The organism is Pseudomonas salomonii, from assembly GCF_900107155.1.
GTDB lineage: Bacteria > Pseudomonadota > Gammaproteobacteria > Pseudomonadales > Pseudomonadaceae > Aquipseudomonas > Aquipseudomonas salomonii.
In genome coordinates this window covers 190,328-202,435 of the sequence record NZ_FNOX01000012.1, presented here as the reverse complement: position 1 = coordinate 202,435, position 12,108 = coordinate 190,328, and the positions used below count along the sequence as shown (strand labels likewise).

The window sequence follows — 12,108 nt, the reverse complement described above, 5'->3', positions numbered from 1 at the left end:
TCGTAGGGAAACTCTAGAAGGTAACGCCGGACACCAGCGCGATATTGCAATACGGCTGGCACTCGCCCGTGCGCACCACCGCGCGGGCCTTGCGGCTGAGCTGCTTGAACTCTTCATGGCTGACCAAACGACGCTCGCCCAGGGCGGCCTGTTCGGTCAACACATTGAGTGGCGTCAACGCAGGTGGCTGCTTGAGCAGGATTTCTTCAGCCAACACGTGGCTCTCTACCTGCATTTCGCTCAGCACGATGCGCAAGGTGCTGATGAAATCCGGAATGCCCTGGGTCAGCGCCAGGTCGATCAGCTCCACGCCCGGCGGTACCGGCAGGCCAGCATCACCGATCACCAGAATGTCACCATGGCCAAGGGATGCGATCACGCGCGACAGCGCAATATTGAGCAATGGTGTCTTTTTCATGAGGGCATAAAACCTTGTACGTCCTGCAGCGTAGGAATAGAGGGTTGCGCACCGGCCCGCGTGACCGACAGCGCGGCAGCCACCTGGCCGAACCGGATGGCCTCGGCTTCGCTTTTGCCGTTGGCCAGCGCCGCGGCAAAACCACCGACAAAGGTGTCACCGGCAGCCGTGGTGTCCACCGCCTTGACCTTGGGCGCCTGCAAATGCTCGAAGCCTTTGCCATCGGCAAACAACGCGCCCTGGGCACCCAGGGTGATGATGACTTTGCCGGCGCCCGCCTTGAGCAGCTGCGTCGCAGCCACCTTGGCGCTGTCGAGGGAATCGACCGTCACGCCACTCAGGGCGCTGGCTTCGCTTTCGTTGGGGATCAGGTAATCGATCGAGGCATACCATTCCTCCGGCAGCGGGCCACTGGCCGGCGCCGGGTTGAGGATCACGGTCTTGCCCAACTCATGACCGCGCTTGAGCGCCTGACCAACCGTGTCCATCGGCACTTCCAGCTGACAGACGATGACGTCTGCCGCCTGCACGACCGCATCAGCTGCCTGCAACGACGCAGGCGTGAGCTCACCGTTGCTGCCGGCCACGATCACAATCGCGTTCTGGCTGCTGTCATCGACCACGATCAACGCCACGCCGCTGGAGCCATCCACCGTGCTGACGGCCTGGCAATCGATACCCTCCACCAGCAACGCGTCACGCAATTGCGCGCCGTAGGCGTCCGTGCCCACACAGCCGATCATCGCCACCTCAGCGCCAAGGCGTGCAGAGGCCACCGCCTGGTTGGCGCCCTTGCCACCCGGAACGGTGGAGAACGTCTGGCCGATCAGGGTTTCACCGGCGCGCGGCAAGCGACTGGCGCGGGTCACCAGGTCCATGTTCAAGCTGCCTATTACCACTACTTTTGCTGGCATACATCAGTACTCATCAATTCGGTTCAGCGGTATTGGGCGAACACACCGGCAAACGACGCCGTCGACTCACGCAAAACAATGCTCGGCGTCACGATGCGCTGATCGATCGGCAGTTGGGGTGTTGCAATTCGTCGCAGTAAAAGCTCGGCCGCCGTCTCGCCCAGTTGCACGATCGACTGCCCGACCGTCGTCAGCGCCGGGTACACGTAACGGCCCATTTGAATATCGTCAAAACCAATCACCGACAGCTCGCCTGGCACGCGAATATTGCGTTCGGCTGCTGCACGCAACACGCCGAAACCAATCATATCGTTACTGGCGAAAATCGCGCTGGGCGGGTTTTCCGACAGCAGCTGTACCGCCGCCGCATAACCACCGGTGCTGGTGAAGTCGCTTTCCTGGGTGCGATTGGCTGCCACTTCCACGCCCGCCTCACGCAGCGCACGGTGATAGCCGGCCAGGCGCATTTGCGCCACGCGTGTATGACTGGGGCCACCAATGCAGGCGATGTCGCGGTGACCGAGCTCCAGCAAATGCCGGGTCGCCAGGTAGGCACCCTGCTCATGGTCAATGCGCACCAGGTCGACATCAATGCCGTCCAGTGCGCGGTCGACAATCACCATGGGCGTGCGCACCGCGCTCAAGCCTGCGGCGAGGCCACTGTCGTCGCCGCCTACCGAAGTCACGATCAGGCCGTCGATGCGCTTTTCCAGCAACACGCGCAAATAGCTGCGCTGCTTTTCGGCGTTGTCGTCGGAGTTGCAGAGGATCACGCAATAGCCATTACGCTCGCAGTAATCCTCGATACCCCGCGCCAGCTCGGCAAAATACGGGTTAAGGCTGTTGGGTACCAGCAGGCCGATGGTCGCAGTGGTCTTGGCCTTGAGCGAGCGCGCGACGGCACTCGGCACGTAGTCCAGTTGCTTGATCGCCGCTTCCACCTTGATGCGCACAGGCTCGCTGACCGGCCGCGTCTTGTTCACCACATGGGACACGGTGGTGTAGGAAATACCTGCAAGCGCGGCCACATCCTTGATCGTTGCCATGGTTCAGCCCCGCCGACTGGCGCGCTGGCTGCGGTAGGTGTCGAGGACCACGGCAATCACGATTACCGCGCCGGTAATGATGCGTTTGGTGGGCTCCGTCGCGCCGATCTGCGCAAGGCCGGCGGCCAGCACCGAAATAATCAGCACACCGAAGAAGGTGCTGATAACCGACCCACGCCCACCCATCAGGCTGGTGCCGCCGATCACCACGGCGGCGATCACTTGCAGCTCCAGGCCGGAGCCGGCATTCGGGTCTGCCGCTTCCAGTCGGGAAATCTGGAACAGTGCCGCGACCCCGGCCAACAGGCCCATCAGGCTGAACACCAGGATCTTGTAGGGCTTGGGGTTGATACCGGCCAGGCGCACGGCTTCTTCGTTGGTGCCGATGCCGATCAGGTAACGACCGAATACCGTACGGGTCAACACCAGCTGAGCGGCGATGATCACCAACAGGGCAATGATGAACGACGGCGAAATCCCGAAAGCCACCGGGTTTGACAGCCAGGCATAGGAGTCACCGATATAGGCGGTGCGCGAGCCGGTCATCTGGTAGGCCACGCCACGCGCCATTTCCAGCACACCAAGGGACACGATAAACGACGGAATGCGCCAGGCCACGGTAATCGAACCGGTGATGGTGCCTGCCAGTGCGGCGCAGCCCATCCCCAACAACGCGGCCGGCAACACACTCCAGCCCCAGCCGAGAATCGCCACACTGACCGCCGAGGCAGCCAATGCCAGCACCGAGCCCACCGACAGGTCGATGCCGCCGATGATCAGGATGAACGTCATGCCCACGGCCAGCACCATCAGGTCCGGGATCTGGTTGGCCAGGGTGCTGAAGGTGTCATAGGACAGGAAGTGGTCGCTGAGCACCGAGAACAGCGCAATCATCGCGAGCAAGGCGCCGGCCAGCCCCAGGTAGGTGCCCAGGCCGTAGAAGTTGCCGCCGGTTTTGCCCGGGGAAGAGGTGGTTTTCATGGGGTTTCCCTAAGCACTGCGTCGTTGAGCAGCGCGTCACGTTTCTGATAGCCGGCAAAGGCGGCGGCGAGCAATTCGTCCTGGGTCCAGCTGTCGCGCTCGAAGGTCTCGATCAGGCGCCCGGCGGACAGCACACCGATGCGATCACAGATCAACATCAATTCGCGCAGGTCACTCGATACCACCACCAGCGCTTTGCCCTGGCGCGTCAATTCGCCGAGCAAGGCATAAATGTCGAACTTGGCGCCGACGTCGATGCCACGGGTTGGCTCATCGAACAGCATGACCGCGCAGTCGCGCTCCAGCCAGCGGCCAATCACGACCTTCTGCTGGTTGCCGCCCGACAACTCGGACACCAACTGCGCCGGGCTGGAACTGCGGATGCGCATGGCGTCGATCTGGCGCTTGGCCAGGGCGGTTTCGTCGCGGCTGTTGACCACGCCGCCACCGGAGATTTCCGGCATGTTACCCAAGGCAATGTTGGCGCTGATGGATTGGGTCAGCAGCAGGCCTTCGCCCTTGCGGTCTTCGGTGATCAGCGCGATGCCATGGCCCACTGCGTCCACCGGCGAGCGAATGCTCACCACCTGGGCTGGCGAACCCAGAGCCACGGTGCCGCTGTCGGCCAGGTCGGCACCAAAGATAAGACGCAGCAACTCCGTACGGCCGGCGCCGATCAGGCCGGAAATGCCATAGATCTCACCGGCACGCACCTCAAAGGACACATCGCGAACCCTGTCCGAACGGGTCAAGCCTTTGACCGTCAGCGCCGGGCCGCCGATGGTGCGCGGCCCCAGGTCGATGTGCTCACCCAGCTCGCGGCCGACCATCAAGGTCACCAGCTGCTCGCTGTTGTAATTGGCCATCGGCTCGACGCACACCAGCTTGCCGTCGCGCAGTACTGCGATGCGCTGGGCAACCCGGGCGAGTTCTTCAAGCCGGTGGGAAATATAAATAATCGCCACGCCCCGAGCCTGCAGACGGGTGATTTGTTCAAAAAGCATCTCGACTTCACGGGCCGTGAGCATGGCCGTGGGCTCGTCGAGGATCAGTACATGGCAGTCGCCGATCAGGTTGCGGGCGATCTCGACCATCTGTTGATGGCCAATGCCCAGCGTCCCCACCAGGGTGTCCGGGTCGATCGCATCCAGGCCCACCTGGGCCATGGCTTCAATTGCGGCTTTACGCAGTTGTTTGCGGTTGATCCAGCCACAGTTGCGGGGCAGGTTGTCCAGGAACAGGTTTTCGGCCACGGTCAGGGTCGGCAACAGGTTGAGTTCCTGCATGACCATGCGCACGCCCAGCTCTTCAGCCTGGGTGCGGCTGCCGGGCCGGTAATCCTGGCCATTGAACTGCATGTGCCCGGTAGTCGGCGTGACCAGCCCGCCGATGATTTTCGACAAGGTGCTTTTACCTGCGCCGTTCTCACCGGTCAGCGCCAGCACTTCCCCGCGTTTGAGCGTCAGGGTGATGTCGGACAGCACCGGTTGGGCATAGGTCTTGCCGATACCGCTGACCGAGAGGACAGCGTTCGGGGCGGAAGATGACATAGGAAAATCTCCAGGCGCCCGCTCAGGACGAGCGGGCGCTGTTGGGTGCTGCCAGGATTACTTCTTGAGGACGAGTTCGACCGGGGTTTCGATCATGCCGTCAACCGCGTCGACTTTTTCACCCTTGATCAGCTTCAGCGCGTTCTGGATACCGAACACCGCTTGCTGGGCAGCAGCCTGGTCGGCCGTTGCGAGTACACGGCCGTCTTGCAGCATCGGCTTGATAGCTTCAATGTTGTCATAGCCTACAACCAGTACTTTGCCTGCCTTGCCTGCGCCACGCACGGCGGAGACGGCGCCCAGTGCCATGTTGTCGTTACCGGCCAGCAGTGCCTTGATGTTCGGGTTTGCCTGGAGCATCGCCGCGGCAATCGAGTTGCCCTTGTCGATTTCCCACTCACCGGACTGGGTAGACACGATTTTCATGCCAGCGGCATCCATCGCATCCTTGAACCCCGCGGTGCGTTGCTGGGCGTTGGTGGTGGTGGATACGCCTTCGATGATGGCAACTTCATCACCCTTGGTGAGGTGCTTGGCCAGTTCTTCACCGACCAGGCGCGCGCCCTTGCGGTTGTCAGGGCCTACGAAGGGGATATTCAAGGATTTGCTTTTCAGCACGTCGACATCCAGGCGGTTATCGATGTTGACGATTTTGATGCCTTTATCGGAGGCCTTTTTCAACACGGTGACCAGCGCCTTGGAATCAGCCGGAGCGATCACGATGGCGTTTACTTTGGCGAGGATCATCTGGTTGACGATATCGATCTGCGCGCTGGTGTCGGTTTCGTTCTTGATCCCGTTGGTGATCATGTCGAAATCGGCAGCGTGTTCTTTCTGATAAGTCTTGGCGCCGTCCTGCATGGTCACGAAAAATTCGTTGGCCAGGGACTTCATCACCAGGCCGACCTTGGGTTTGGCGGCGGCGTCATCGGCAAAGGCAGAGGAAAGGGGCAGAGCAGCGGATGCGGCGGCAAGCACAGCGACAGCAAGAAGACGTCCAGCAAATGGCAGCTTCATGGGTTCACTCCGATCTTATGATTATTGTGAGCAACGCTTGCACTGTGAAACATCTCGCAAACGTTTGCGTTGTTCAAACTATGAGAACCTTGTCGAGATTTGTCAACGGGTGAAAAGCGTCTTTCATCCAGACGCTCCTTTAGTTTCCCTTACACCCTGCGGGTCGCAGGATTAAACCTCAGCCTCTCCCCGTCCTTGTCTAAAACGACAGGCTATGGCGCCCAAGTCACACACTCACCGTTGATATTCCATCAGGGTTTTCGGACAACCGAACGCAATACCACCCTGCTGTTCGGAATGCCGGACGAGCATGTCGCCCACCCAGATTAAAATTCAATATAAGTTGTTTTAAATCAACACGTTAATTTATGACCGCGAACATCATGGGCTTGGTACAAATCCTGCTCTTTCCAAGCACCTCGTGGCATTCAGAACGGCCCGGGTGTTCTCGATGAACCTGCTACAGCACTCATCAAAAACCAGAGAGAAAAATAATGAAATCTGCACTGAAGACTTTTGTTCCGGGCGCCCTCGCCCTCCTGCTGCTGTTCCCCGTTGCCGCCCAGGCAAAGGAAGTTGAAACCAAGACCAAACTGTCCAATGTGGTAATCCTCGCCACCGGCGGCACCATTGCTGGCGCCGGCGCCAGTGCGGCCAACAGTGCCACGTACCAGGCGGCCAAAGTCGGCATCGAACAACTGATCGCCGGCGTTCCTGAGCTTAGTCAGATCGCCAACGTACGCGGCGAACAAGTGATGCAAATTGCGTCCGAAAGCATCAACAACGAAAATCTGCTGCAGCTGGGCCGCCGCGTTGCCGAGCTGGCCGACAGCAAGGACGTGGACGGTATCGTGATCACCCACGGCACCGACACCCTGGAAGAAACCGCTTACTTCCTCAACCTGGTGGAAAAAACCGACAAGCCAATCGTGGTGGTCGGTTCCATGCGCCCAGGCACCGCCATGTCGGCGGACGGCATGCTCAACCTGTACAACGCCGTGGCCGTTGCCGGCAGCAAAGACGCGCGCGGCAAGGGCGTGCTGGTGACCATGAACGACGAGATCCAATCGGGTCGCGACGTCAGCAAAATGATCAACATCAAGACTGAAGCGTTCAAGAGCCCATGGGGCCCGCTGGGCATGGTGGTTGAAGGCAAATCCTACTGGTTCCGCTTGCCTGCCAAGCGTCACACCATGGATTCCGAATTCGACATCAAGACCATCAAGAGCCTGCCGGATGTGGAAATCGCCTACGGTTACGGCAACGTGAGCGACAGCGCGGTCAAAGCCCTGGCCCAGGCCGGTGCCAAAGCCATCATCCATGCCGGTACCGGCAATGGTTCGGTGTCTTCCAAGGTCGTGCCGGCCCTGCAGGAACTGCGCAAGCAAGGCGTGCAGATCATTCGTTCTTCCCACGTGAATGCCGGCGGTTTCGTTCTGCGCAATGCCGAACAGCCTGACGACAAGTACGACTGGGTCGCCGCACATGATCTGAACCCACAAAAAGCCCGGATTCTGGCGATGGTTGCCCTGACCAAGACCCAGGACAGCAAAGAGCTGCAACGGATGTTCTGGGAATACTGATCCCCGGTAACACGGGTAGAGGCGGGTTCACCCGCTTCTACCTTTGCTCTTACACCTCGATACAACTCCCCGCGCTCAATCACCTCGCTGAAAACGCTGCCAGACAAACCTCCTGAATTTTAAGCAGTTGCGAAAATCGTAACAGTTAAATACTGTATGCCCGTACAGCACACTAAGGAATACTCCGTGGCAACGTCCTCTTCTGCAGCGCCAACCCCTGACGCGTACGCACGCCTTGCCGTTCGCGTGCAAAAAATCATCAATTCGACCAATGCCCAGAAAGCCAAGGCAGCCTTGATCTTCCGCTTGCCGGATGAGCCTGAGGAGGAATGGGCGCGCTTGCTGGAGGAGATTGCGGAGAACGACAACGTCACCCTCGCCTACCGGGATGACGGCGGCGTGCAGATTTTCTGGGTTGTGCCGAAGGAAGATTGATTCAATGAGTGGCCGTTTTATTGCTGTTTTTTGCCTGTTTTTTGCCGTTACCGCCAACGCCCAGGCGCCTCGAACCTTCAGCGAGGCCAAGAAAGTCGCCTGGAAGCTCTACGCCCCGCAATCCACGGAGTTCTACTGTGGCTGCAAATACACCGGTAACCGCGTGGATTTGAAAGCCTGCGGTTACGTACCGCGCAAAAATGCCAACCGGGCCGCACGCATCGAATGGGAACATATCGTCCCGGCCTGGCAGATCGGCCATCAACGCCAGTGCTGGCAAGCCGGCGGGCGCAAAAACTGCACGCGTCATGATGATGTGTTCAAGCGCGCCGAGGCCGACCTGCACAACCTGGTGCCGAGCATTGGCGAGGTCAATGGCGACCGTAACAACTTCAGTTTCGGCTGGCTGCCGGCGCAACGTGGGCAGTACGGTTCATGCCTGACCCAGGTAGATTTCAAGGCCAAAAAAGTCATGCCGCGCCCGTCTATTCGCGGAATGATCGCCCGAACGTATTTTTACATGAGCAAACAATACGGCTTGCGCCTGTCAAAACAGGACCGCCAGTTGTATGAAGCCTGGAACAAGACCTACCCGGTGCAACCCTGGGAGCGCCAGCGCAACCAGACTGTGGCGTGCGTGATGGGGCGCGGTAACGAATTTGTCGGCCCGGTGAACCTTAAGACCTGCGGTTAAGCGTGGGCGGGGTTGCCGCCCACTCTGCCTGTTATTGCGCAGCCTTGTGCTCGATAACCTCGGATTCGGTATCGTTTTTCTTGGCACGTGCGAGCTTTTCGGTCAGCAGCGCCTGCTTGGCTTCAGCCTCGGCCTTGCTCGCGAACGGGCCTAGATACACCTCGTCCTTGCCGTCTGTTTTGACGATATAAAAATTGAAACCATGTTCGAGCAACCAGGCGGTCAGGTCGGTGATTGCTTGCAGCTTATGGCCCGGCGGGCCTACCCACACGTCCCATTCCTGAGCGGCAATCGCCCCGGTTTGTGGCTGGCTTTCGGTCACGGCAGGCTTGGCCTTGGGAGCGTCGACCGGTTTACCTTCCCCGCAACCGGCCAACGCCAACACCGCAATTGCCATCGCTACTTTACGCACTGCCCTGCTCCTTTAAGGATAAAGAGGCAACTTTATCATTCACTGTCTATTCTGGCCGTCATAAACGTTGGCTTAAACAATGCGAATGATGTATCGCAGACCTGTATGATGCCGCCATGGGAATTAATGTCGCCTCTATGCGTCCTAAAAGAGGCAGTCACAGGGAAGCGCTTAGCAGTAAGCTACACACATCCGACACCTGCCCTGTCTGAAACATGTGTCCTTAAAAGTAATCAAGGAGAAGTCCATGCTGATACTCACCCGCAAAGTTGGTGAAAGCATAAACATCGGTGATGACATTACGATCACCATCCTGGGCGTCAGCGGCCAGCAAGTACGAATCGGCATCAACGCCCCCAAGGATGTTGCCGTGCATCGCGAGGAGATCTACCAGCGCATTCAGGCTGGCCTGACCGCTCCGGACAAAAACCAGACTCCTTGACGCTTCACTCAGTAGCCAGCCTTTTCGTTCACTGTGATGGCTGGCGAAAACCCTTCCTCACGCTCGCGGTTCCTGTATGACCGGCGCGCTCTGTGCTTTCAGCTACGCTGCAAGATGAAACCGTCTTGGCGACTGGAACTTGTTGCGTAATTCGCGGCCGAATCCACTGACTATAACCCTACCATCAGTGTGCGTTCAGGAGCACGTCGATGAGGCCGATTGCAAAACAACCGCTTGTCTCCAAGTCCTGGGGGATTGCCCTGCTGATTGGGCTGGCCTTCGTGGTGCTGGGATATGGCGTGAAGTTCGAGATCGAAACAGTCAGTGACCCCGGCAAGCGTTCGTCGATGGAACTTACACTCTTCTTGTGCGGTTACCTGTTCGTGTTCTGCCTGCAACCTATCCAGAAAGCCATTTTGCGCAAATTATGCCAGCGTGCCGCGCAACGCGAGCATCCGAAAACCGCACGTTGATGGCCGCGAATCTGCTATCAGATTGCCGGTATTTACAGGTCGGCGGCAGGATCTATGCTTGGGCTTGCACGGTTTCTGAAAGGCGTTGACGCAGATGGATACCCTGAGCAAATCTCAAATCGAAGCGGCCCTGGCGGCGCGTTTGCCCAGCTATGCGGTCACCTGCACGTTACACGCTGACGGCACCCTTTCCGCCATCCTGAGTGGCCCGGAAACCGACCATTTTGCGATTACCGGCATCGTGCGCGCGCACTACCGTGGCCCCGAGGCGATTGCCCGGCTTGCCAATGAAATCCTCAGGGAAATGGTGCTATCGCGCCAAGGCATGAAGAGCAGCCGACTGCAGGCGCCACCCCACTCCCCTTCCTGCTCACAAAGCCGAGACCGATAACGGGCTCGGCTTTTTCGTTTCAGCCTTCCAGACGCTGCAAGCGCAACGTGCCCTCAGAGTCGCGCAGAACCTGCAGCCGCTGATAGTCGTTAATGCAGGCATGCGCCGTGGCGATCGGCGTCAGGTGTGTAGCGGTGACGACCAGCACATCCGCGCCGGCCGCCTCCCCGGCACGAATCCCCACCGCAGCGTCTTCGAACACCAGGCAATCCTGCACCGGCACACCCAGACGCTGGGCGCCCAACACGTAACAAGCAGGATCCGGCTTGCCGCTGGCAACGTCCTCGGCCGTTACCAGCACAACTGGGGGCGCGATACCTGCCGCTGCCAGGCGACGTAACGCCAGCTCCTTGGGCGCAGACGTGACCAGTGCCCATTGATCACCGGGCACGCTATTGAGAAACTCGACAGCACCGGGAATCGCCACCACGCCCTCGACATCGTTGATTTCCGCCTCGGTAATCCACTGCGCTTCAACGTCGGGATCCACACCTGGCAGCGCCTGACGGGTAATGGTGTCAATGGCGCGTGCGCCATGAATGGTGGTCAGGAACGCCGCCACCTCCAGACCGTGGCGTTCAGCCCAGATGCTCCACACACGCTCGGCGGCGGCAATGGAGTTGAGCAAGGTACCGTCCATATCGAACAGGAAGGCGCGGTAACGCTGGTTAAACACAACTGAACCTCGGATGGACACTGCGTGGCTTCCTCATAGGCGGTAACAAATAATCGGCCCGATGCAATCTACGGGGCACCTTCTCGCTTGTAAACGCCAGTAGCACCTGGCGGACCTGGCGTTTGGATTACCGGTTTGTAATGAACCTGTAAGCGTTGTCAGCACCCTCGCTTCATACAGTGGCGTCGTCAGTCACCCGCACCGGGTGACACAACTTCCCACTGATGATGAAGGGCCGCACGATGAAAACTGCCAGCAAACTCTGCCTGATCGCCGCCAGCCTGTTGATGCTGGGCACCGGCACCGCCATGGCCGGCACTGTCGCGCCGGTCAAGGCCAACAACGTGGTGCTGGTGCACGGCTCCTGGGCTGACGGCTCGAGCTGGTCCGAGGTGATTACGCGCCTGCAGGCCGCCGGGCTGCATGTGACCGCCGTCCAGAACCCACTGACTTCGGTGGCCGATGACGTCGCTGCCACCAACCGCGTGCTGGACCAACAGGACGGCCCTACCGTGCTGGTCGGTCACTCCTACGCCGGCACCGTGGTCAGCGATGCCGGGGCGAACCCCAGGGTCAGCTCACTGGTGTATGTGGCCGCCCGCGCACCGGACGCCAACGAAGACTTCGTCGCCCTGTCTGCCAAGTACCCCAGCACGCCGGTGCGTGCCGGTGTCGTCGAGCACGACGGTTACCTGACGCTGAACCAGGACGCCTTCCTCAAGTACTTCGCCGCCGACGTGCCGCGCGCCAAAGCCCTGGAGCTGTACGCGGTACAACAGCCGATCGCCAAGACCCTGTTCAGCGGCCGCACGGTGAATGCCGCCTGGCACACCAAACCGTCCTGGTACGCGGTGTCGAGCAATGACCAGACCATCAACCCGGACCTTGAGCGTTTTCTGGCCAAGCGCATGAACGCCACCACCATCGAACTGCCGTCGAGCCACTTGTCGCTGGTGTCCCACGCCAAGGAAATCACCGACCTGATCCTTGAAGCGTCCGGCCGCCAGCCTTAAGCCACGCATTACAAACTTGTCATCATCCTGTTGGTTGGCTGTTTGGGGTGCCTGGTTACTGTG

15 protein-coding genes are annotated in these 12,108 nt (G+C 59.7%); 7 read left to right on the top strand and 8 right to left on the bottom strand.

The window, feature by feature from the left end:
- Positions 1 to 13 precede the first annotated feature (13 nt).
- Genes rbsD through BLV67_RS25545 form a run of 6 tightly spaced genes read right to left on the bottom strand, consistent with a single transcriptional unit; the run spans position 14 to position 5,926 of the window.
- Positions 14 to 418 (bottom strand): D-ribose pyranase, encoded by a 405-nt coding sequence (gene rbsD / locus BLV67_RS25570; protein ID WP_017138772.1) that lies wholly within the window; start codon positions 416 to 418, stop codon positions 14 to 16.
- The gene (gene rbsK, locus BLV67_RS25565) at positions 415 to 1,332 is read right to left on the bottom strand and encodes a ribokinase (RefSeq protein ID WP_069786632.1); all 918 of its coding nucleotides are present in this window, start codon (positions 1,330 to 1,332) and stop codon (positions 415 to 417) included. The genes rbsD and rbsK overlap by 4 nt, the downstream gene beginning before the upstream one ends.
- Positions 1,333 to 1,355: 23 nt before the next feature.
- The gene (locus BLV67_RS25560) at positions 1,356 to 2,378 is read right to left on the bottom strand and encodes a LacI family DNA-binding transcriptional regulator (RefSeq protein ID WP_065911836.1); all 1,023 of its coding nucleotides are present in this window, start codon (positions 2,376 to 2,378) and stop codon (positions 1,356 to 1,358) included.
- 3 nt (positions 2,379 to 2,381) lie between these two features.
- A complete protein-coding gene (locus tag BLV67_RS25555) occupies positions 2,382 to 3,359 on the bottom strand; it encodes an ABC transporter permease (protein ID WP_017138769.1) in 978 nt (325 codons plus the stop codon).
- Positions 3,356 to 4,909 carry a sugar ABC transporter ATP-binding protein gene (locus BLV67_RS25550; RefSeq protein WP_069786631.1) on the bottom strand — a complete coding sequence of 518 codons (1,554 nt, stop codon included), beginning with the start codon at positions 4,907 to 4,909 and terminating at the stop codon, positions 3,356 to 3,358. Before BLV67_RS25550 ends, BLV67_RS25555 begins: the two co-directional genes overlap by 4 nt.
- A gap of 57 nt (positions 4,910 to 4,966) precedes the next feature.
- A complete protein-coding gene (locus tag BLV67_RS25545; RefSeq protein WP_065911831.1) occupies positions 4,967 to 5,926 on the bottom strand; it encodes a sugar ABC transporter substrate-binding protein in 960 nt (319 codons plus the stop codon).
- Between the two features lie 494 nt (positions 5,927 to 6,420).
- Here BLV67_RS25545 and BLV67_RS25540 point away from each other — a divergent pair, with 494 nt between their 5' ends.
- The 3 genes from BLV67_RS25540 (at position 6,421) to BLV67_RS25530 (ending at position 8,638) form a co-directional block, all read left to right on the top strand.
- Positions 6,421 to 7,509, top strand: a complete 1,089-nt coding sequence (locus BLV67_RS25540) for an asparaginase (RefSeq protein ID WP_069786630.1) — start codon at positions 6,421 to 6,423, stop codon at positions 7,507 to 7,509.
- Between the two features lie 186 nt (positions 7,510 to 7,695).
- Complete coding sequence (locus BLV67_RS25535; protein ID WP_017138765.1) at positions 7,696 to 7,944, top strand: DUF1654 domain-containing protein; 249 nt, start codon at positions 7,696 to 7,698, stop codon at positions 7,942 to 7,944.
- 4 nt (positions 7,945 to 7,948) lie between these two features.
- Positions 7,949 to 8,638: an endonuclease gene (locus tag BLV67_RS25530; protein WP_058419836.1), complete on the top strand. Its 690-nt coding sequence runs from the start codon at positions 7,949 to 7,951 to the stop codon at positions 8,636 to 8,638.
- 31 nt (positions 8,639 to 8,669) lie between these two features.
- Here BLV67_RS25530 and BLV67_RS25525 read toward each other — a convergent pair whose 3' ends face one another.
- A complete protein-coding gene (locus BLV67_RS25525; protein ID WP_069786629.1) occupies positions 8,670 to 9,035 on the bottom strand; it encodes an SPOR domain-containing protein in 366 nt (121 codons plus the stop codon).
- Between the two features lie 262 nt (positions 9,036 to 9,297).
- On the opposite strand from BLV67_RS25525, the gene csrA reads away from it, so the two are divergent.
- From csrA to BLV67_RS25510, 3 genes are all read left to right on the top strand, one after another.
- Positions 9,298 to 9,492, top strand: a complete 195-nt coding sequence (gene csrA, locus BLV67_RS25520) for a carbon storage regulator CsrA (RefSeq protein WP_003192511.1) — start codon at positions 9,298 to 9,300, stop codon at positions 9,490 to 9,492.
- Positions 9,493 to 9,701: 209 nt separating this feature from the next.
- Positions 9,702 to 9,965 (top strand): hypothetical protein, encoded by a 264-nt coding sequence (locus BLV67_RS25515; RefSeq protein WP_065911830.1) that lies wholly within the window; start codon positions 9,702 to 9,704, stop codon positions 9,963 to 9,965.
- A gap of 94 nt (positions 9,966 to 10,059) precedes the next feature.
- Positions 10,060 to 10,356, top strand: a complete 297-nt coding sequence (locus BLV67_RS25510; protein ID WP_065911828.1) for a hypothetical protein — start codon at positions 10,060 to 10,062, stop codon at positions 10,354 to 10,356.
- A gap of 19 nt (positions 10,357 to 10,375) precedes the next feature.
- Here BLV67_RS25510 and BLV67_RS25505 read toward each other — a convergent pair whose 3' ends face one another.
- Positions 10,376 to 11,053 carry an HAD family hydrolase gene (locus BLV67_RS25505; RefSeq protein WP_069786628.1) on the bottom strand — a complete coding sequence of 226 codons (678 nt, stop codon included), beginning with the start codon at positions 11,051 to 11,053 and terminating at the stop codon, positions 10,376 to 10,378.
- 221 nt (positions 11,054 to 11,274) lie between these two features.
- On the opposite strand from BLV67_RS25505, the gene BLV67_RS25500 reads away from it, so the two are divergent.
- Entirely contained in the window at positions 11,275 to 12,045 is a 771-nt protein-coding gene (locus tag BLV67_RS25500) for an alpha/beta fold hydrolase (RefSeq protein ID WP_069786627.1), read from the top strand.
- Positions 12,046 to 12,108 lie beyond the last annotated feature (63 nt).

Coding starts and splice junctions, on each gene's coding strand:
- rbsD (WP_017138772.1), bottom strand. CDS start 418: ATGAAAAAGACACCATTGCTCAATATTGCGCTGTCGCGCGTGATCGCA.
- rbsK (WP_069786632.1), bottom strand. CDS start 1,332: ATGCCAGCAAAAGTAGTGGTAATAGGCAGCTTGAACATGGACCTGGTG.
- BLV67_RS25560 (WP_065911836.1), bottom strand. CDS start 2,378: ATGGCAACGATCAAGGATGTGGCCGCGCTTGCAGGTATTTCCTACACC.
- BLV67_RS25555 (WP_017138769.1), bottom strand. CDS start 3,359: ATGAAAACCACCTCTTCCCCGGGCAAAACCGGCGGCAACTTCTACGGC.
- BLV67_RS25550 (WP_069786631.1), bottom strand. CDS start 4,909: ATGTCATCTTCCGCCCCGAACGCTGTCCTCTCGGTCAGCGGTATCGGC.
- BLV67_RS25545 (WP_065911831.1), bottom strand. CDS start 5,926: ATGAAGCTGCCATTTGCTGGACGTCTTCTTGCTGTCGCTGTGCTTGCC.
- BLV67_RS25540 (WP_069786630.1), top strand. CDS start 6,421: ATGAAATCTGCACTGAAGACTTTTGTTCCGGGCGCCCTCGCCCTCCTG.
- BLV67_RS25530 (WP_058419836.1), top strand. CDS start 7,949: ATGAGTGGCCGTTTTATTGCTGTTTTTTGCCTGTTTTTTGCCGTTACC.
- BLV67_RS25525 (WP_069786629.1), bottom strand. CDS start 9,035: ATGGCAATTGCGGTGTTGGCGTTGGCCGGTTGCGGGGAAGGTAAACCG.
- csrA (WP_003192511.1), top strand. CDS start 9,298: ATGCTGATACTCACCCGCAAAGTTGGTGAAAGCATAAACATCGGTGAT.
- BLV67_RS25515 (WP_065911830.1), top strand. CDS start 9,702: ATGAGGCCGATTGCAAAACAACCGCTTGTCTCCAAGTCCTGGGGGATT.
- BLV67_RS25510 (WP_065911828.1), top strand. CDS start 10,060: ATGGATACCCTGAGCAAATCTCAAATCGAAGCGGCCCTGGCGGCGCGT.
- BLV67_RS25500 (WP_069786627.1), top strand. CDS start 11,275: ATGAAAACTGCCAGCAAACTCTGCCTGATCGCCGCCAGCCTGTTGATG.